Here is a 22854-nt window from a genome sequence, read left to right on the forward strand (position 1 = left end):
TCCGAATATCCGTTTTTTCATAACCGTTTCCTACCTCTAACGCGCAGGAACATCACCTCCTGTCCTTCATTTTTCGATCATCGCAAAGCAGATTGTCCTTTCATCCCTGCTTCCATAACTGCAAGTCACCAGTGCAAGCATTTTCTTTTGAATTTCTTCTTCCGGCAATCCTTTCCATGAATTACGGCACCATTCTTTAAAAAGCAGTTTCTTTTCCACCATTTGCGATGGTTCAAAATTTTTTGCTGAACAAACGATGGTTCCGATCACGCTGTATCGCTCTTGCCTGTCTGGGAAAAATAAAGAGATTGATTTATGGGCATTCAGAAAATCGGCATCCGTATACCTGACGATATCTTTAAACATCGTCCCATTGCGCATATGATGGCCATAGAGAACGACCAGATGCTCCTCTGCAGCAGAGGAATTGGCACCATCCAGCATAATGGCACCAAATGCCCGCTTCTCACCTTCTGCCGAATGTTTCATATAGTATTCGTTATCACCGGCCCGCCAGCAAATGGGATAATCGATCGCTGTTCCAGGAATCTGTATCCAGCCAACAATATCCGGGTTGATACTCTTTAAGACTTCAAAATCTATCGGTGAAGTATAAAGCACCGTTTCTTCCCTGGTTGGTCCATTCCCCTTACGCCCCTCCTCTTCTGATAGGTTTCCTTCATTTCCGGGAAATGCTGCCTGTTTCAAATGCTCCTGTTCCATGCGCGCCTCTATATAAGGAGACGATCCCTGATAAACACAGATACCTGCTGCCAGGATCAGCAATAGGACAACGGTCTTTCTAATCATTGCATAATCCTCTCCAGTCAATCGGCGTGCACCGCTTTTCTGTATGGAATGGAACTTTATATGTTTCCCCTTCCTGATGTTCTCCTGTACGGTATATAAGGAATGGGATATACTGCACCTTGCTTTGTTCCTTCACATACAGGTCCATTCGTATCCAGGGCCGTACCGGTCTCTGAAGTGCCTGAAGGAATTCTGAATAGTGAAGCATGATATAATCCTGTGTAGAGTTCATCAGAAAGGGAACCGACTCAAAAGCATACCCGGTACCGAGTGCTGTCATTGCCGGTGCCACCTTTTTTGCAAGTAAGGCCATTCCCATGGCTGCCTGATCCGTGATGTGCTCCTCACTGCCCCACTGGTTATATAAAGTCCCTTCTTTCAGATAGCTCCCGTCAGCCAGTTCCTCCCTGTCATTCATCAGCATAATCATAATGGTATTCTCTCTGGCGGTCGGCGGAAGCCGTACATAATCTCTTGCCCGGATAAGGCCGCCCATATCAGAACTCAAATTTTCAATCAGGACCGTAAGCTCACCAACCATAAATACGCATCGGTAAACTGTTCCAATTCCTTCAACATCCTGTTCTTCAAACAGCGGAAGGGCATACACGGATGAAACTTTTACATTTTCCATGGTAATACCCAAATGATAAAGAAAGACTCCAAACTGATCCCGGAAGTATAGCTCCGGGAATAAGTACGGAATTTCCTTTTCAAAATCCTGATGGGAATTGCAGGAGAGGCTCATTCCATTCCTCAGCCCCGCCAACGCATACGAATTATTCTTTCTGATCTGTTCAAACAGATCCATTCTCTTTTTCAGAGCATACTGCCTGCTGTATTCTGTTCTGGATGTTTCCAAATGATTTCTGCAGAAATCCGATATTTCTGCCATACAAGCTAAGATTTCTTTCTCTCCGGCCTGTTCCCGATTACTGCACTGCTCCTTTAAAACATGCAAAAAGAATTCTGCATCTCGATAAAACTGTTTCTTTTCATAGCCAAACGCCTCACATTCTTTTACCTTTACCAGGGCCTGTTCCATTTTTTTCAAAGTTACAGAAGCATCCGGATCCTGTTGCCTGCAGATAAAGGACAGAAATGGCAGCAGCGGCTGTTGATAACGTTTTATGGATTCAAATTTTAAAAGATCTGTCTGCTGAAGATCATCCGCAGGATCATTGCTGAAAACAAACATCACATTAATTGCCTGATGCAGGGAGATTTGCCGCATTCGGCGGTTTACCTGTGCATACGCATTGCATTTAAAAAGTAATCCACCATGCGTACTTACCCGCTCTGTTCCCATATCAATCTCTATACAAAGTGGACGTTCTTCTAAGTGATCCGTGCATCGGTATGACAATTTTAGATCTGCAAAGATATCTCCACGCTTCTTCGCCTGGCCGCCATACTCCCGCATCATTTCAACTGAATACGGAACTTCAAACTCCAGCTGCGTCCATTTCTCTCTATAATTAGAGAGTACCATTTTCAGCGCCGCTGCGATCTCTGCTTCCTTATGCGGGGATAATTCCATATTTGTCCTGCCTGCAGCATACGTATCCAGAACCGAAACCATGTTTTGAACGGTTTCTCCTTGGAAATATTCGTTTATCAATTCGTAAAGATGCTTCTTTCCAGCCTGAGTAATGGAATACAGCCCTTTCTTCCGCGCTCCCCTTTGTTCCTGCATTTTTATCCAGCCCCGTTCAATGCACGTTTTGACCGTCCGCTGCCCCATACTTCCAGTTTCCTGAATGCACGGATCAATATGCTGAATCAGGAATAGAATCATCTTCCGCCTGAGGCGCTTATATTTTAAAAGCAGAGCCAGAATTAAAATCACCCTTGCATCTGTCCGGCCGGGCCTGGAACTTGCAAATACACTGTTTTTTAAAATCTCATCGTAAATCATTCGAAGATGTAACATGTACCACCTCATCTACTCTCATTTATTTTTAATTTTTTCTCATACATATTTCATTGTGTCTGACCTCTGAGTTTTCGGCTCTAAAAATATCTTTTATATGTATCCTTTTACAATGATCAAAAACCCTTTGTTTCAGCATTTTATATGGTTTTCCCGCCCGCATAAGCCCCATGTGCATGGCACAGTTTCTTCTGTTGTACATGGCACAACATAGTTATGCCATGCACGGGCCGCTGCGTTTCACACCTGGGTTATGCCACGCACATGGCACAAAATCCGCCCTATATCTTTCAAATCCAGTATCGTTTTATCACTGGCATCCTGCATCCACTTTCAGACAGCAAATGCGCATACCGGCTCATTAATATCTGATCCATTTCATCAATGATATGACGGTTTCTGGTATCAACTATCAACGAAAAACTGCTTGTATTCAGCGCCACCAACTTTGCATTAGAACGTATAAAAATCGGTTCTGTTAATGCCTGCACAATGGTATATCTTGTTATCAGAAGTATGTCTTGTAGTGCATTTTGTGGGATCAAATCCGGAGAAATTTCGTAACACATAAAGGTCTGATCCTTCTTCTTTTCTTCTAAATCAAATGGCGAAAACTCGCATGACAGGAAGGTCTTTCGGCACAAAAAATCTCCATTCTGACATTCGCGTGATGTGCCAAAAGCATATTCTACATTCACATAATGTCGGTACAGCTTTCTTATATCTTCCGATAACAGCAGAGGTTCTTTGCTTGTGATATAGCGCTTATATAGTGCTGTCACGGAATACACATTACTGTTATCGGGAGCAGTTTCTTTCACTATATCTGCCATTGGCTGTAACTGGTCTGTCCCCTGGACAGCATTATAAAGAGCCGATAACGAATAAACTTTTACCTTTGGCCGGATATATCCAAGTCCGTTCATGGAAAGGATACGCCACACAAGGTATACCGAATATGTATAAATTGGCCGCCGGATCACATGAAGCAGATACTCAAACACAAGTGGTTTAATCATCTTTTTGTTCAGAAAATAGGCACATCTTCGTGACGCAACCGTTATGAATAACCCTTCCTGCCTTCCCCGCTTCGCATAATCCATGGTCAGCCATTCTTCCAAAGATACTACGGCGCAAAACGGCAAAAAGTCTTCACTGTGTATGTCTATCACATCCCCGTCTTCCACAATCAGCGCGCCTTCATCTGTCATAAATACCACCGAAACCTTTTGAATTTTCACTATTTGCGCTGTATTTTTATCCGATCCTGCTTCTGTCCCGCTCTCTGATGCCTGACTTGTATGGTCAGAACCTGGCAAAAAATCCAGCATATGTTCCGCATTTTCTGGCATAGTTTCTGCTGTTTTCAGTAATTTCATTGGAACTTTTTCTCCTGGAAATGTCTGCTTTTCTCGGATTTCCAAATGCGCCTGAGAATTATTTTTTACCAAATCCAACGGCAATTTATGATGATTTTTTTGAACGTCTGGAGCGGATTTACTGGAATTTTCCGGGCAATTTGGTCCCGAAGTTTTCTCTTCTTTCTTCGCTTCATGCCCTAAAAAGCCTGCACTCATACTCGCCTGACTCATCAGTTCCTCCAGTGATAAAGTCGGCCTGTCGCTGTATGTGGGAACCAATATTTTCTTTTTATGAGCAGATTGTGCTTCTTCAGGACATAGCTGTTTATCATCTTTCCGACCAAATTCCACCGCTACTGACGTAAAAAACAGATAGGGAATTTCATCATATATACAGATATCTTCAAAGAATTGCTGTCGTTCACGCCCCTGATAAGCAGGTGCAGCACGAAGTTTTTTCAGACAATCCTCATACCTTTTTGCTGAACATACCTCATTCTCTATTAAAATGGCATCCAGTAAATTCCGCAGAATTTTCCTGGCTGCAAAGGCATGTTGCTCTGGCAGTATTCCCCCATTTTCATTTAATATATGATCCAGCAGCTTTTCTTTGTCATATAGGAATGAAGCAGAGGTACGCTTCCTGACATCTTTGAACGCTTTATATAATTGTTCTCCAACCGGTAATACATACCCTCTTATGTGCCCCATCTGTTCTAAAATGATGCAAACCTGCATGTGAAATACATTTTTCCGTATCATTGAAACAGTCGGATTATGAAACATATAGCGCAGCACTTGCAGTTCCGCGTTAAGCTGACAATTGCAAAAATCTTTCGAGAATTCACATATTTTGCAAAAATCTACTTCCTGACATTCCGGTTCAAAGTGAAAGTTTGTATCCACTTCTTCGCAATGAAATGACAGTTCCCCATATGTCTGGTATAAATCAGAAATGTAGGCTACTTTTGGCTTTGTGTCTACTATTTTCATATTCTTTAACTCTTCAAACACATAATCACACTGCTCCTTCGTGTATCCGCATGAAGCGCATTTCTGAATTACATAGATATTTTTTAGTGCATGATCTGCTATCCACGCCACCTTAAACAGGCATGGGCATCCTTTGATGTAGTGCATTTATTTTCCTTCCTGCTGCATTCTTAAAACACATAATACTTTGGAATTTTGTCACATCCTGGTACCGGGTAATATGGCTTGATCACATGCTTCCCCTTCCGCATCAATTCACTCACCTCTGCCAGTTCCTCCTCTTTTCCACCAATCAGACCATATTCATTCAGATAAAAGAGGGTGAAGCTTGCAAATTCAAGGACACGTTTTGCATCCTGCTTTCCTGCAGTTGAGGTCTTCGTAATTTTGTCATAATGTCCCTTCTTATATGGAATAATTTCTTTCTCCCGAACAAACCCGGTAATGCAGCAGACCACACAATTGCTGTGGCACATAGCAGAAGTAAGCTTCTCCCACTTCACGCGAGGAAGCGAAATATTAAAGTTCCCATAATCATTTTCACAGATTAAATATATCCTGGCACCATACTGATCGCTGATTTTACGCACCTTTCCACAAAAGAATGCCGTTTCTCCAATCTTTGCCCTACGGGTAAGTACAAGTGAACTATTGATCGAGATCGGCGCACCATCTAGGTCCTCATACTGATATAAGCCATATTCATACTCCATCTGGGAAAGCACAGCATCCGCCGTCATTTGCCCTGTCTGCACACACATTTCGAATGCTCTGGCGGCAATGATCGCGTTTAGGGCTGTTAGATCAAATCGCTTCCACTTGCACAGGTCAAGCGCTTCTCCAGAGTATATGCCTGCTTCCTTTCTGGCCCCTTTTTTGCACTTAAAGGCAACCGGTATGGAAAATCCACGCCCATAGATGAACGGAATGACACCGGCGGCTTTTGAATACTTAGCAAGCTGCCGAACGTATTCTACGCATGCTGCTGCATGTCTGCCGCGTAAAAATTGAAGTTCCAAATTTTCATTGACTGTCACTTCCGTTTCATCCTCTCTGCAGCAGCATCGCAGCACTTTTCCTGTTTCTAATTCTCTTTTGATCCTGGAGCGAAGCGCTAAATGATATAATACTGTTGGATATAAATAGCGCGCTTCTTCGTTTCCACCTGATTTCAATACTAAAAAACCGATTTTCTGCTTCAACACAACCCTCCTTAAATTCTTCTTTTTAAAAAACTGCGTATGGCTGTGACACCACACGCAGCTAGATCTACCTTCTTCTGCCGCGTTTCGGACCGCGATGCCACCGCCTTGAAACATGCTCCGGCTCTTCGGCATCTTTTGTTCTGCGTCTGACAGCAAGGTATAATATGATTGCGATAAACAATAGGAAAAATACAACCGCCGTAATGTACGGATGCTTTTTTACAGTTTCTGCTATCTTTTTCAGAAACTTTATCATCTCTTCCCATAGGTTTTTAAGCCAATCCCAGTGATTGGATCCCGATGATTTTGATGTGCTTTCCGACATAACAGAAGCATCCTTCGGCAGCAGTTCATACCGCGCCCGGATCTGATACCCCTCTTCTTCCGGCAGGGTGATCACATCTTCATACGAAATTTCCAGATCATAAACCAGCTTTTTCCCATAAGCGACTGCATTCCGATACAGGATCCCATTCTGCTCATACATGTCACCGGCCCAGGCCGTGTGATCAATCTGGTATGCGTCATTCGGCACCCCGATCAGCTCTAATAAAAGCCCTTCATTACCAGCAAACGGATCCACAGTCTGATTAAGTGATATCACCTCATTTCCAATCTGAAATAGTCCTGAGTCTGCATGTTCTACGACAATATCAAACGTAAAGGAATCTTCCCAGCGTTCATTTACCCGCTCTGCCTCTTTGATCGGCAACGTATATTCCGTTACGGTTTGAAACGGATTATCTGCAATTTCTACCTTATAGGTTTCCGGAATCTCATCGATCCCCTCATAATCTTTCAGTAGTAACGTATCCCGGATATGCTTCTTCCTTCCTGAAAGAGACTGTTCCTTCACCTCATAATCCACTAACCGGTATGTATCATCACCTTCCACATGCTCTTCCTCAGGCAGATATTGGTCCTGATCCGCATCCTTTGGAAAGACCTGTGAATAATATACATAACTTCCATCCGTCTCTCCTGAACCGTAATATGGCCGCTCTCCAAATACTTCTTCCACGGTGGTAATCGCATCATCTGCGCCGCTAACCTGCTTTTCTGCCTCAGAAGGCACCGCTACATTCACATTCTCTGCAATACTCTGCGTTTGGTTTTCTGATACCTGACTCGCCATGGTTTTCCCGGCGGGACTGGCAAATACCAGTACCGCCGTAAACATCAGGGCGCTAAAATATCTACGCCTCATCATCTTTTTTCTTTCCTTTCCTTCGTCCGATAAGCACCAGTCCCCCTGCGCCCATCGCAAAGATGGTTGCCAGTACATACCATTTGAATGAATCTGTAGTATCTCCTGCCTTCGGTTGCTTCAGCCAGTCTGGAACACCCAATCCATAGGATCCACTGCTTCCATTCGTACTTTCATAATGTGCATAGATCCGCCCGATACCAACCCTTTTATCAATCTTTTCATTATATAGCGTTGTTTCCCCAGCAATGGTTCCGTCATATGAAACAAGGAACTGCCATGGTGCTTCGGACCGCTCATATCCGTTTGCCGGTTCGATCTCCACGATACGGTAAGTTCCTGCCTTACCGGCCGGAACCTTGCACGCTCCTGCTTCATCCGTTCTGCCATGAAATACCACCTGGCCGGCCGGATCAGTCACCTGAAGCAGTGTATCCGGAACTGCTGTGCCGTCTTCTGAATCTTTCTTTTCAAGTATCACCTCCACATTTGGATAATCATACAAGGTCCGGTTTTCTGGATTTGTTACTTTACCATCCTTAATATAAAGGTACTGTACAGCCGGGTTCAGGTAATATCCAGCCGGTGCCTCTGTTTCCTGATATGTATAGGTTCCATCCGCCGGCATAGCAAATGTCAGATATCCGCTCTCATCCGTAATACCTTTTAAATACAGGCTTCCGTCCGCACTGTAAACAGTAAGCTTTGCTCCGGCCACGCCGATCTGGTTTACTGGATCGTACTTGCGAATGGACAACTGGCGTTTCCCCGGAGTGGTGCCACCTCCGCCACCACCGCCATTGATCGCAAAATTCACAAATCGGATTTCTTTTGTTTCCTGACCCAATGGCATAATAAACTCCTGATCCTCAGATACCCGGTATCCACCAGGAGCTGATACTTCGTGTATGACATAGGTCTCTCCGGCTTTCAGTACACCGTCAACCCGGTAAACCGTACCATCCGGCACGAAATCAACCAGTACATTTCCGTCCAGATCTTTGATCTGTATCTGGCCACCACTAAGAAGCGTGCCATTTGGATTTACCTTGCCAAATTCTACATGGGTTACATCATCAAACATTTCCACCATATCGACGCTGCCGTCTTTGGATACCGTAAATTCAATGCTCTCCGCAACCGAATAGCCATCTGCCGGCCGGATCTCAATAAGTGTATAAGTTTCTCCGGCAATCAGTTTTGCTACGATTTCGTGTGGTATCGTTGAAGAGGTCCATTCATCAACCACATTTCCATTCTTATCCTTTATCACCAGATGACAGCCCGGAAGTTCTTCTTTTCCCGTAATTTTCTTCTTGGATACAACCACATGCGTCGGCTTATCCTCCATTTTGACCTGATCGACCGTTCCGTCATGGCTTACTTTAAACGGAATATCTTCCGCATAGGCCCAACCGTCTGCCGGACGAACCTCCCGCAGTGTATATTCCTCGTCTGCGATCAGTTTCTCCTTAATTTCATGAGGCTGGTCGGTAGAAAACCACTCATCTACCACATTTCCATTCTTATCAATGACCTGCAGCGTACAGCCCGGAAGTTCTTTACTTCCCGTAATCTCCTGCTTGGAAATTACAACATGAGTCGGCTTGTCCTCCATCTTGACATAATCAACTGTTCCGTCATGACTCACCTTAAACGGCACATCTTCGGCATATGCCCAGCCGTCTGCAGGCCGAACCTCTCGCAGCACATAACTCTCGTCCACTACCAGTTTTGCAACAATTTCATGAGGCTTGTCCGTAGAGATCCACTCCTCTACTACGTTTCCGTCCTTATCCACAACCTGAAGCAGCGCTCCCGGGAGTTCCTCACTGTTTGTGATCTTCTTTTTAGATAACACGATGTGAGTAGGCTTATCCACCATAACCACACGGTCCACTGTGCCGTCCTCATTTACGGTAAAGGTGATATCTTCCGCATAGGAATATCCAGGTTCCGGGCTTTTTTCAACCAGTCTATAGGTCTTTCCCGGTTCCAGGAATTCTTCAAGGCTTTCCGCTACATCAGAACTGGTCCATCTGTGGATCAAATTATTTTCCTCATCGTATAATTCCATTTCACAGCCAGGAAGCTCTTTACCACCGCCAATTTCCGTCTTTGAGATCATAACTTTGGTTTTCCGGTCCGCGGCTGCAATGCCTTCAACATTCACAGACTGGCCCAGAATTGTACTGATCTTATTTGTCGGAAGGCTGTCCCCATTTGCGAATACGGTTTCTTCCGTAAGCACATAGGTTTCTCCCTGCTTAAATATCGTGCGTTTTGCCGTATCCTCAATATTTCTGGTAAATCTGGCTCCGTTTCCGTGAGTTACATCCACACTTCCGGATGTCATTTTCTCCGTATGGTGCAGGCCATTCTCGATCTTTTCAATCTCATAGGTCACATTTTTATAGTAACCAGGATCGATCTTGACATATTCATTACCAGAGAGGCTGATGGTATCGCCACTCTTTATCATGCCGGTCCTGCTGCCGCTGTATGAATAGGTCCCTGGAAGTTCCCTTCCTGTCGATGCGTCATAAAGTTTTACCCTAAATGATGTTTTCTGATCTTTATACCGCTCCTTTCCAGATCCCGTAAGTTCGTTGAACAATACTACTTTTCCATAGGTTAATACCGGCACTGTCTTCTGGGTTTCCCTTACAATTCCGTTATATTCTGCTTTCGCCTCAATCGTAGATGCCTCACCACTTACCTGTGTTGTAAAAGCAGCGTATGCAGCTTCACCCGGCGCCACGCTCTCAAAATGGAATACCAGTTTTTCTCCGTCGAAAGTTCCTGTTCCCGAATCAATAATGCTTGTATCTGCATCGACAGTCACGGTTAATACCATATCTGCCGTTTTGTGATCCGTATTGATCATTCGAATTCTTTCAAAAATTGCCTGATCCGGCGCTAATGCACTGGCACCATCCGCAGACAGTCTGGTTATTACCAGATCATCTTTCTGCAGAGGATTTTTCACCTGCTTTTCCTGATTATCCGCATCTGGAATAAACGCGGTAATCTTGGTTCCGTCCGCATAAGATAAGGTCTCATTTACATGGTCAATTTCTCTGGTTGGAATTTTAATCTCTCCATTTTCATCAAACCAGAATGTTTTGGTGAACCGATCCGTCACAAGAACCGTTCCATCGGAATACCTGCAGTACTCCGTGATGGTATAGGCCGATCCTTCTGACACAGAAGCGAACGGTTTTCTTATCACATGTTCCTCGCCAGCACCGATCCAGCTTTCTATCAGATCTTTGTTTGCGTCCGTCAGCTCATAATATATCTGGGTCACATAACGGCCCTTCAGTTTTACCTGCTCAATGCTTGTGGTATCACGATTGATCGTATCCAATTCATAATCATTCTTTGATACCCGCTGGATTTCAATACTCTCCATCTGGTTAGAAAGGCCCTGGATACTCCTTCCATCACTGGATACCGTAAACAGTACCGGCTTCATCAGATTCCACCCCTTCGGCGCAGTATCTTCCACCAGGATATAGGTATGCCCTGCGATAAGTCCGATAACCTTATGCCTCTTCTCCAATTTTCTGGTGGTCCAGGTCGTAAACGGTGCATCTTTATCATATACAGGCTGATCGTGTTCATCTTTTCCTGTCACTTCATAAATGGAAAGAATTGCCCCATCTATAAAAGCACCTTCTGTATTGTCATCCCCTAAAACATCGAAGTCCTGCTTACTAAAATACAGCCTGGTTTTCTGATCCTTTACGCTCTCCTGATGAATTACTACCGTCTCATGGGCAAAGCTCTGGCCGTCACCCTGTTTCGGCTCAAACTGCCAGGTGATGATTTCCGGATTTACACTATAACCCTCCGGCGCTGCGATCTCCTGTAACGTGTATGTATATGGAATGATGCTTCCATCTGGCCGCATCTCACCAACAGGAAGATCCTGCACGGTGATGACTGGCTCTGTTCCATAGATCATGTTTGTGGTGACCGGCTCATACAGATCATTTTCTTTATACGCTTTGATCTCAAATGTTGCTCCGGCAAGTCCCTGGCCGTCTTCTCCAGTCTTGGTGATAGAAAGCGCACCTTTCACCGCTTCATTGACTGCCCGAATCGTCTGTACCAAATCATCCAGATGATACTCAAATCGTGCCGGCTCTGCTAAGGTATAATAGTCCGGTGCTGACAGTTCCACTAAATAATAGATGCCTTCTGCCAGGCCCGTCTCGATGTGAATCCTTAAATCTCCCACCTGATATCCTTCCGGGATCCTGCCATTTACTTTATCTGTCACTGTATAAATGCCATCTGCTCCGGTTACCCACTGGCTGACCAGATACTCATCGGACTGGTTCAAATTTCCTGACTGATCTGCTCTATACAGGGCCATGGTAGCCCCAGCCATCTCCCCGGTCACACCAACAGCAGATTTAGAAAGCCAGATCTGTCCCTCCAGATCCTCGATGTGATACTGCTGGATCTCCTTCCGGTTCTCCACTACAATCACCTGGGCATCTGCTTTTAAAAATCCATCGGGTGCCTTGGTTTCTACAAGGACATACTTTTCCCCTGCTGGCAGGCCATTGATCCTTCTGGTGCCTCTGTCCGTAAGGTAAGTATCCGCGTAAGCATTTATATGCTCCAATTTCTGATAATCAAACTGGTAATCAAAGACGGTTTCCGGCAGGTTGCCAGATACTGCTACGCGTATAGTCTCCCCGTCGCTTGTAATCATGGTAAGGAGTGCTTTCGTTGCAAATCGGTCGTGACTTCCTCCGGCGCTTGTCGCATCCATTACCGTCTTAGCTGTGACGGTTGCAGATTTTTCCTGCCCATTCTCCTTCCAGCCAAATAGTGAAAGATCCACACCATAGGACGCATACGCTTTTTCAAATGCATCGCGGAAATTCTGATAATCCTCAACAGTGCCGCTCTTAAATGATGCCAGAACACGGGCATCATATACCGGCGTGCCATCCGCATCGTAAATAATTTCCCCTTCTGCATTGACCACTGCCTGATGAAGGCTAAATTCCGCCCCAGACAGCTGGACTTTCTCTCCGTGCTCATCTGTAAAGAATTTTTCAATCTCAACCTTTGTGGTATCATTTTTCATGCAGACGGTTTCAACTTCTGACTGATCTCCAACTGTAATTTCCACCGGATCTGCTGTTACAAATCCTTCCGGCGTTTCAATCTCTTCCAGCAAATAATCTCCCGCCGGGATCCGCTCGAAATAGGCCGGTTCATTTCCACTGATCCATTCCGCGGTATTCCATACCGGGTTGGAAGCGGTACTGTTTGTATCTTCCCAAACCAGCGGAGTATTCTGCGTTTTTACCAGATAATATCCCTTCGGATATTTCTCCGTATCCGCACTATATACCCGTCTGGCCGGATACAGCGCCAGTTTTGCTCCAGAAACAGAACTGTATGTATAGGAAGCAATATCACCAGTCACCACCTCGCGCTCATACGGTTTCTCTCCCGTTTCCGGATGTTCATGGTCCATATCCAGAACCGGCATTTTGGTATCCTGCGGCGCATGGATCTTACTAATTTCAATCTTTGTGGTCCGATCAACCATCTGAACATGCTGAAGCTCTCCCGTCTCCGCTACAGAAATGCCACTAGGCAGCCCCTTTACATAGCCCTCCGGTGCCTTTAACTCCTCCAAAATATAGGTTCCGCTCGGAAGGCGTTTTAAAACATCTGCCTGTCCGTCTGTTTGAAATGTATCGAATGGATCATTCGGAGTCTTGTCAGAGCTTAACCAGGTGTTTTCAAGGATATATCCCTCACCCAGCCGGTGATACAGATTTTTCCGCTCCGGTGTTTTCTTCTCCTGAGAAGCATCATACAGTTCATCGTGTTCATTGATACGATATGCGTTCAGATTGTATTCTTCCAGATTATCTGAATCCTGGTGTCGTACAAAATCTCCATTCCGGTCATAAAGATCCTCTCCCTTTTTGTAGGTTTCTGAACTTCTCTGGTAATACAAAACCAAACCATGGTCATCATAGACCGGATTGAGTTCATTTAGAAAATCACCATCATTGTCATCTACCAGGACAGAACCATTCATATCCTGATTAAAACGGTTCTGCTCAACGCTGCTCTCCTCGTGTGATTGCTCACCATTTCCTTTCCAGGTTCCGGTAATATGGCCAGACTCCGCATGGGTATACGACGGTTTATCCGCATCCGGTATCTCCGCGGTGGAATTATTTACCACATCCAGCGTTTCATCCTCTGCATATCCGTCCTTATTTTCTGCCACCGTAGCAATACGGGAAGTCGTGATCTTATCACGGGCAATCACATTTCCGAATTCATCTTTTCTTACATTAACTGGCCATACCAGAGTTCTTACCGTTCCGTCTGAACAGCCTTCTTCGATATATGCCATTCCTGTTGCCGGATCAACCAAAGCATCGCGGTACCCGTCTTTATCCAAATGATAAATTTTGGTGCCTGCCTCCACTTCAAGCTGCTTATCATTCTTTCGGTATTTTACCTTTGTAAAATCGCCTTCTGTAATCTCTAAATATGGGACTCCATCCTTAAAAACATACATCGAATGCTCTATATCAGTCTTTTCAAAGTTTCTGCGGTCCCGTTCTGCATCTTCCACAGGCGTCTGCTTATGCGTTTTATCATACACATAGGTAATGAACTGGCCGTCAATATACCGCTCCTGATATGGATCCAGGCCATCCAGATCATAATATAAGATATCTGTATCTGGCCGCTGTAACGTAACCGCAGACCATACTCCGCCGGTTGCCGAAATGGTGTTTCCGTCTTTATCAATACCGGCCGAAAAAGTCACTTCCAGTTCTTTACCCGCCTCGTCCTTTTCACGGACAAACTCTACTTTCTCTCCGGCATATCCCTGCTCGATATACATTCTGGTGATATTGTTCGTGAGATTTCTTTCAATCTTCAGTCCGTTATAAGCCTCATCTCCCTCAAATCCAGAACGCTCCACAGGGATTGCATCAAACAATGTCATCAATGCCCCTGCTACATAGCCATTTTCATCATCTGCAGTTTCAAGAGTCCTGGTAACATACCCATAGCCCGCAAATGTTCCGTGGGAATAAACGATTTCCACCTTTTCTCCTGCTGCCTTGCGTTCCTCTAAATACTCCAGGGTTCCTTTCTGCCATGCATATCCCAAATATTTTCCATCCCGATACGCATAAACCAGGTCCGGATTTTTTCCGATCTCGCTGTATTTTCCATCCACACGACCGGAAATCTTGTAGCTGACCGTCTTATCTGCCGTCGTATTGGCCTTTCCTACATAGGATTCTTTTACCTTTTCAACCTCCAGCCGGATCGGAGTATTCTCCACATAGACCTGCGCCACGTTTACCTTGTCTTCCGGTTTGTTTGCATTGGTTGTCTGGTGGTCCGCATCATCCTCATAAACGACTGCCAATACCCGGCTATCCTTTGTTCCTTCCTTATAATAAGTAATCTTGTCGCTGTAAACCTCGATCGCGATCGGCTTACTCCGCGCATATCCGGCCGGCGGATCTACTTCCGCCAGAACATAAACCCCCGCGCCCAAAGGCTGTGGCAGTTCCAGATAACCGACATTCTGGTCCTGATAGGACGCTCCCTGGTCTGTCATCTCATCCCGCATCAGGCCGTCCCTGGTTGTTGAATAGGTTTTAAAGGCCACGGTCTTATTCCCGTATTCATCTCCCAGGACAATCTGCTCATCCTCACTGCAGATCGGTGTACCCTCCGGCACGGTGCCGCTATACAGATCACCGATGCCATTCTCTTTTCCGGTAATACGATCAATCCACCTTGCAAGTCGGCCTTTTGCAATCGGCCGGATGTCGGTAGCCCCCATTGCCGTTAAGAATTCTTTTGTTCCGGTAAACTGCGTGGGTTCTGTCGTAAATTTTACTGTTCCCTGGCCACTCTCAATGTCATCACGGGATGCCGCATACAGATTGAAAAGTGCACCGTCGTGAAGGATATTCTCATGGGTTTCCGAGTCAATCTTCTCTATTCTAAGCTTTGCCGTAAAGAAGCGGTTCACAAACTTATCGTAAGCAAATCCCCGGTATGATGCACTTCCTCCCTGGCCCGGCTCTTCATCTGTCACCTCCGCCTGCTCATCCGTTGATGCAATCACGCTGTATGGAACCAGCATGGCAGCATATTTCCCCTCATAAGCTGTCTGCATTCCCGTCATTGTTGCAACATGATCCCGGTACTGGATTCCTAACCGGTTATCTGCAGTAATATCCGCACCCGGATATGGAACATCATCGGAAAGTCCCGCATCTTCAGACAGGGAACTATACCGGTAATTTTCCGAAATTCCTTTTCTACCGCTCTGCCCCTCCGTCAGATAATAGGTAACTTCGGCAGCAGAACGATCATTCTCCGGATTATAATAATTTTTCAGTGGCCGCCATGGGCTTTGCGTCAATGCAAAATAGTTACCTGCTTCTGCCAGAACCCCATTTGTGATCTCATTCAGATCAAGTCCATACTTATAAACTTCAAAATCCCCATGGTGATTATGGGCCTGGATTTTATGGTCCTCCTCACCAAACCGGATCTGATATTTCTGTTCCAGCTGCTGCATGGAATCAGAACAGTCATAATTATAGAAAGAATTGAGCGTTTCCGGAGTTTCCTGTGATGCATCATAAGATGCATACACACTCGGCAAGGTTACTTCCCTTGGCTGATCAATCTGATAATGTCGGTTTTTAAAATCCTTCAGTTCATCAACATGCGGCGGCTGCTCTGCCACCACATAGGTTCCATACGGTAAATATTTCGATAACCCATAGGCATACCCACCATCTTTTGAAAGATCTTTATCTCCATAAATCGTATTGGCAGCCAGTGTTGTTGTATCATGATCGTTGCCTCCGTTTGCCTCGCTATCCCAGTGAATTGCGTAAAGCTCATCAAGATCATACGCAAAGAATGGCTTCAAATAGTTTTCTGCCTTTATAATGGCCTGGCGGAGTGCCAGATCATACGTTTCTTCACTGTATGCTGTCGCACCGGCACTGGCCTCCTTCTCTCCAGTACCTGCGTCCACCTCCTGCACCAGTTTTTTTACCTCATTATCCAGGTACCAGCTGATTGCAAACTGACGCACCCGGTCAGATACCCTGGCATTATCCAGCTGCTCTTCGGTACGGTTCATGAGATTTCCAATCGGCTTATAACTTGTGTAGGTCGGATGATTTTCATCCCATTTATCTCCATTAGAAACGCTGATCGCATCAAAAAACTTCTCATAATTGTAATTTTTGACCGTTCTTGTGCTGTCACCGTCCTCAACCAGATAGTCTGCCGTTTCCAGCAGTCTCGTATAGCCCGTGTTTGCCTCATCACTGATCAGACCGTTATGATAATCATAAAGAGCCGTATTGGCAATCGCTGCATCATTGGATTTTTTAAACAGCGGATCCGTCTGATGAGGAACCTTTGTATAGATCTTATTGACCAGCATTGGAAATGCTTTATTTGCGGCAAGCTGCTCAGCATCCGTCCGGTCAGTTCCCATACGGTCCTGCCATACAATTTCTCCATTTTCATTCCGGTACAATGCTTCCAGATTTGACTTCAAATAGGTTTTGAAACGGAAATTATCAAGCTTCTGGGCCGAATGATCCGATGCTCCATTCCCTGCATGATTACCAAATAAGCGGCTCCACCAGTCCTCATGGACTTCACTGTAGGAGTTCGTATTGCGGTAACTCTTCTCATCAATCGTTTTTGTTACTTTGATCTGCTGACTGATGATCCTCTCTTCTACACCTACAGGTTCCTTTCTGGTGTTCGTACCCGGCCGCTCTGCACCATCCTGAAATACATAGTCCTGTCCCGGATAATCAAGAGCTACCGATTGTACATAAGAATTTTCCTGGCCTACTAAAAGGCTGCGATAGTTAAGGTATGCTTTTACGCTGGAACCTTTTGCCAGATAATAGGAGGCGCTACCAACCTGGGTGCCTGCAAGTTCTTTTGAAATTCCAAAATCTATGCAATCCTGCTCAGTCAGGGAAATGAACCGGGATGGAAGTTTCAGCGTATATTCATAACGTGCTGCTGCCTCGTCATTATGCTCCGTTCCATATCCATCCGTATAGTTACCATTTTGATGGGCGATCCACACATTACCTTCCTTTGTGAGAGGGATCTCCGTCCACTTGCATTCATTTACTTCCACGGAAATTTTCTCTGTCCGCTCCACATAGGTTACCTTCGGAATTTTATTGCCATTTTTATCCAGAGGTGTTTCCCCGGTTTTATAAAATTCAGTTTCGGTTACGACACCATTCACGATATCCCCATTCTCATCTGCCTGTACGGCCGGGGAAAGGATCGCATTAACGGTGCCGTCCTCGTTCACGGAAAAATTCTTCATTTCACCGCGGGGATCATAAATGGCATCCTCACTGTATGCAACATAAATGGCTCTAGGCCGTTTACTGTGGTCTGCAGGTGTACTTGCTACCCGGTAAAACATTGCATCTCCAGAAGAACTGTCCGCCGGAACATAAAAGAGCATCGGATAATTGGTCCGGTTTGCATATAAACCGACCGTCCAGCTGTCCGCATCTTCTTTGATATAGTCCACTCCACCATAATTGTAATAATCATGGGTATTGTAATAATCCAGAATCGAAACAATCAGTGAAGATAACGATACGGCCTCTCCGTCTGTTCCTTCCTTATTGATCGTCAATGTTACAAGAGGAGAACCGCATACCGTTTTATCAGCTGCGTTTCCACTGCTAACGCCGGATATACCATAGGTATCTGTCTCACCTTCCCATACACCGCGGTCAAATACCAGCTCATCCATGCTCGAATAAGCTGCAACTCCGCTTCTTTTATAGTTCGGTGAGCTTTTTCCATTTGTGCGAAGCGCCTGCTCCACCTTGATTTTAAGCAGCGCAAAGTCATTATCCACATCTGGTACAGATGCTAGTCTTAAAAGAAGGTCATCATCGGACATTCCTGGCACAGATGCAAGGATTACATCCGTAACTTTCGCAGGATCCAACCCTTTTCTGGTCACACGGATTACGTTTTTCGCAGTAAAATTCACGTTGGTCGTTTTGGTTTTAATGCTTCCATCTGCATTATATTTCGGGTACTGATGATCGTTTTCTGTCACAACATACTCCGGCAGGCCAAAAATATTTTTGACTGGCACTTCATCATAGATACCCGTACCGGCCTCTACCTCTTTCGTCGTAGAAATACTGTCCTTCCGGTAAAATTTTGCTCCCTCCGGCAGATTTCGGAATACAAGATCAAATCCCGAATCCCCTGTTTTTTCACTTTCAGCTGTAAAAAACAACTGGTTGTAGTCAGGATCTTCCACATCTCCGGTCGGTTCATCACTGATCTGCTCCTCCGCGGTAAGGATCCCCACAATTCCAGCATAACCGGTCAAATCGCCCGGAACTCCCGCATTTACATCCTGTCCCAGATTGGTCTGCTGCTGCATTCGGTTTCCAATCGACAATTCATATCCCTCAGAGCGAGTCAATTCCTTTACGTAATAGTCCCCCAGGATCAGCGGTCTTCCAATCCAACAGTTTCCATTCGCCAGTTTATAATCCGGATAAGTTCTTACCACATCTGCGTCTGCCGTATACTCATCGTATGTTTCTGCATGATCATAGAGATTTTGTGGAGATGCTGCATTCCAGCCCTGGCCGCGATCCACGATCTCACCCTCTTCATAGTCATAGATCATTCCTGGGGCTTCCGTAAAGGCCATAAACGAAGCATCGCCGTTTTTATCCGTTGTCGTGACTGCCACCAGATCATTTGCCATATAAACGGTTCCCGTTTTTCCGTCCGGATGAATGATATCCGCTGCTGCAAACAGGCCGTATACCGCTCCTTCTAAAGTGGCGTCTCCCTGAGAATCTCCATAGGAATCATATGCGTCGTTTGCCCCATTTCCCAGATCCAAATCCCGCTTATTGATATGGATTTCTCCCTCCGTCCGGTGGTCATAGATACGCCACATATTTCCGCAGCCATCTTCATCATTGCAGTGACTGAAATTGTCCGCCGAGCCTGGTGTAATAAGTACGCCCACACTCGGTGAACCTTTTGCCGTGCTGTAGGCACTTTCAAATAATTCTTTACCAGATCCTGAAAGCTGCGCATAAAGGGAAATGTCCGGTTCATCACTTCCGGATACAGTCAGACCACCCTCATCCCTCTGCTTTGTAAATTCCACATACGCCACATAGGTCGCATTGGAATCTGACGCAAGATCTACCTTCCTGCCGCCAAGAGCCTCTATCTCACTGATCCGTTCTTCATCCTCGATAAATTCCTGTTCATCTTCAATATCGTCATCAAGGAATTCTTCTGAATCAATGTCTGCCAATTCTTCTTTTGATGGATTTTCCTCATTTTTTAAATCACGATTATCTTTTACAACATCCTGAATTGGCGTTTCTTCTTTAGACGGTCTTCTTTCCTCTTCATCAGAAACATCCTCAGAATCATCGTCCTTTGTTTCCCTGGCAGAAACCGACTCTTTTTCTATATCACTGCCTGCAGCATTCTCTGTTGTCTCTGCGTAAACAGTCATAATACCGAAAATTTTTTGAATGCCTTTTTCAATCCAGCCGGAAAATACCTTTCCTTCAAAGGTTTCCAATCTCGCAGACACATCTCCCACCGCGCTGTCCGGCTCTTTAGAAGCTGCGTCATCCACACTGTCTGAATTTTCCAGATCTCCAGAGTTATTACCAGTATCGGAATCTTTCTCTGCTACGTCCTCAGAGCCTGTTCCAGAATCATTTTTCTCGGACTCATCTTTTGAGTCCGTATCTGACATTCCGCCGTCAGGATTCTCTACCTCACCTTTATTCTCCTGATCTTCCTCATCCTTATCCGAAGCTTCCGTGGAATCCAAAATTTCACCATCGGAATCCGATGAGTTTTTATTATCAATGTCGTCGGAATCTGTTGTTTCATCCGCTCCGTCCACTGTCTCATGCTCCTGAAACTCCTCATCATCTGATTTTTTTGTATCCGCAGCCGAGCCGTCCACACGCTCCGGTGCCTTTGTTTCTTCAAGCTCCACTTCTTTTTCGATCTTAAATATTTTTGTAAAAAATGAAATGGCCTTTGAAAGAATTCCTTCTTTCTTCTCTTCCTCCAGTTCCGGAACATCCAGATCTTCTCCCGTCAGCTCCGCATACTCGGACTCCGTGATACTATGAACGGCGCCCTGCTCCACTCTACTCGTGGAAGAATCTGCCTCTGGAGCTGCATCTTCGTTGATCTGGATATGATTGCTGTATTCATTCGCAAAAAATGAATTTGCACCATTTTCCGAAGAATCTGTTGTGATCACCTCAATTGGAAGGTCATCATTATGCAGATCGTGGAGAATATACCCATTTCGCGCGGTATCCTCCTGATAGGTATAGCTGTATTTCAAAGCAATAAATTTATTGTATGTCGCTTCCGCATCCTGCTTACAGCCAGAATTCACATAGGAATCCTCCCCGGATGCCGAACTGGTCGGTCCTGCATTCGGAGTGCTTCCCTCCTCGCCGCCGCTTGATGCAATGGAAGAGATTTCTCCCTGGCTGACTTCCGACATCAGCCAATGAAAGTGGACTCCCTCATAGGTACCTGCAGATGCAGTTTCGTCACACGCATCAAAACATTCCAACCAGCCACTTGCAAGTCTTCGGTTTTCTTCCTTTGCTTCATCAATTTCGTCCTGATTTGTAACTTCTCCTTCCTCATCTTCTTCCTCTTCCGGGACTTCGACAAAAGCCGGTGCCGGATGTCCATCACAGAAGGTTTTATCGTAATGATATTTGTGCTCTACAGTATTGGATGCATAGCCTTCTTCATTGGTCGTAACGGTCGCAACAAACCGATAATCATCCCATACAACCGGATTATCCAGGTATTTTGACAGATACGTTTCATGATCTGTTCCGCCATACAGTTCTACCGCACCGTCACGTTCCAGGTTGACCTGGTCCTTATCATCAAAACGCTCATAAAGCCGGAAACTCGATTCCTCCAGAGTTTCCCCTGTTTCGTGATCATACTTAGTCAGCTGTGTATTATAAGTAGAAGTCCAGTCCTCCTCATGCCGATAACAGTTAAATTCAAGGCTGCCACTGCTGGATGTTCCAGAAGGATACGATGGCGTATTTCCACCATTCCCACCAAAACCTTGCTGGCCCCAGAAAATTCCTGTACCAAAAACTCCTGATGCTCCCACGGACGCATAATATACACTACTTGGAAGAGCCATTTCCACGTATGCCAGTCTCTGATGCTGCTGCGCCGGCACTACCCCAATTCGCGGGAATTTCTTATGCTGGCCAGCACACTGCTGAAGCACCCACAGCTGCAGACACTGTTCATACAAATCTCTGGCCGAAGCAAATGTTCCCATTGCCGTTTCATACCTTGTTCCTATTGGATCAAACTGCACATATAACGGAGTCGGGCTGTTTCCAGGATTGGTAAAGATGATCTCCGTATCCGTTTTTACATACGTCCAACCATTCGGAATTTCAGATACATAGGAGCCAGCCTCCCCCGTTGCAGAAAATTTTAGCGGTACCGACTGGATAAACCCGGCATCTGAGCCGTCCTGCGCAAACTTAATACTCAGGGTGCCATCTGCTGCTACCGCTGTTTCCGGAGTGGTATGGCCTGCCAGAGTTGCCGGAACCAGTCCACCCATTGTAGATCCGGAGGAACTACTGCTTAGTAACCCAGCTGCTTCCAACAATTTATCTGCATTATCACTCCAGGCCTGTACCCACGGATATTTTGCCCTGGTGGCAGCGCTGTGCAAATATAGCTTTAAATCATCCTTTGACATAGTACGCCCCATAGGCGTCAATCCAATAGATGCTGCAGCCACATTTAGCTGATTTAACGCTTTATTTATATCCTGGCTACCGCCTTGACTCACCTCTAATGATAGCAGTGCAAAAAATATCTGCCCAGCCTCTGCTTCGCTCAGCGATGCATACGGACTTACATACACATATCGGTCTGCCACTCCCAATGCATTATTTGGTGACATTCCATCAATACAATACTGGCGAAATCCAGAGTCCTTAATATAAGCCTGCATCGTATCACCATACGTTGCAGCTTCACTGGAAAGAAAAAATGATGGGATATCATTTAATATTGGCGATGCGCTAAGAACAAACGCTAATATTCCTGCACAAATTCGTTTTTTATTCTTCCGAAATTTTTTCATCTCTTTATACTCCATTTTCTGATTGTTTTATAAAAAGAAAAAAGCAAGCTACCTTGTTTGATAGC

At 45.3% G+C, this 22854-nt stretch carries 6 protein-coding genes; all 6 read right to left on the reverse strand.

The window, feature by feature from the left end; translation table 11 throughout:
- Window positions 1-66: 66 nt before the first annotated feature.
- Complete coding sequence (locus tag DW922_RS06290; protein ID WP_118585064.1) at window positions 67-810, reverse strand: class B sortase; 744 nt, start codon at window positions 808-810, stop codon at window positions 67-69.
- On the reverse strand, window positions 803-2743 hold the full coding sequence (locus DW922_RS06295) for a hypothetical protein (RefSeq protein ID WP_147353365.1): 1941 nt from the start codon (window positions 2741-2743) through the stop codon (window positions 803-805). Before DW922_RS06295 ends, DW922_RS06290 begins: the two co-directional genes overlap by 8 nt.
- Window positions 2744-3033: 290 nt before the next feature.
- A complete protein-coding gene (locus tag DW922_RS06300) occupies window positions 3034-5244 on the reverse strand; it encodes a hypothetical protein (protein WP_118726127.1) in 2211 nt (736 codons plus the stop codon).
- Between the two features lie 23 nt (window positions 5245-5267).
- Window positions 5268-6299 carry a hypothetical protein gene (locus DW922_RS06305; RefSeq protein ID WP_118726128.1) on the reverse strand — a complete coding sequence of 344 codons (1032 nt, stop codon included), beginning with the start codon at window positions 6297-6299 and terminating at the stop codon, window positions 5268-5270.
- 67 nt (window positions 6300-6366) lie between these two features.
- The gene (locus tag DW922_RS06310; RefSeq protein WP_118726129.1) at window positions 6367-7512 is read right to left on the reverse strand and encodes a hypothetical protein; all 1146 of its coding nucleotides are present in this window, start codon (window positions 7510-7512) and stop codon (window positions 6367-6369) included.
- Window positions 7499-22789 (reverse strand): SpaA isopeptide-forming pilin-related protein, encoded by a 15291-nt coding sequence (locus DW922_RS06315; RefSeq protein WP_118726130.1) that lies wholly within the window; start codon window positions 22787-22789, stop codon window positions 7499-7501. The genes DW922_RS06310 and DW922_RS06315 overlap by 14 nt, the downstream gene beginning before the upstream one ends.
- Window positions 22790-22854: the final 65 nt, after the last annotated feature.

The sequence above is a fragment of the Clostridium sp. AM42-4 genome (genome assembly GCF_003480105.1).
GTDB lineage: Bacteria > Bacillota > Clostridia > Lachnospirales > Lachnospiraceae > Brotaphodocola.

Bases quoted from the DNA above. Each gene is read 5' to 3' on its own strand.
- DW922_RS06290 (WP_118585064.1), bottom strand. From the start codon at position 810: ATGATTAGAAAGACCGTTGTCCTATTGCTGATCCTGGCAGCAGGTATC.
- DW922_RS06295 (WP_147353365.1), bottom strand. From the start codon at position 2,743: ATGTTACATCTTCGAATGATTTACGATGAGATTTTAAAAAACAGTGTA.
- DW922_RS06300 (WP_118726127.1), bottom strand. From the start codon at position 5,244: ATGCACTACATCAAAGGATGCCCATGCCTGTTTAAGGTGGCGTGGATA.
- DW922_RS06310 (WP_118726129.1), bottom strand. From the start codon at position 7,512: ATGATGAGGCGTAGATATTTTAGCGCCCTGATGTTTACGGCGGTACTG.
- DW922_RS06315 (WP_118726130.1), bottom strand. From the start codon at position 22,789: ATGAAAAAATTTCGGAAGAATAAAAAACGAATTTGTGCAGGAATATTA.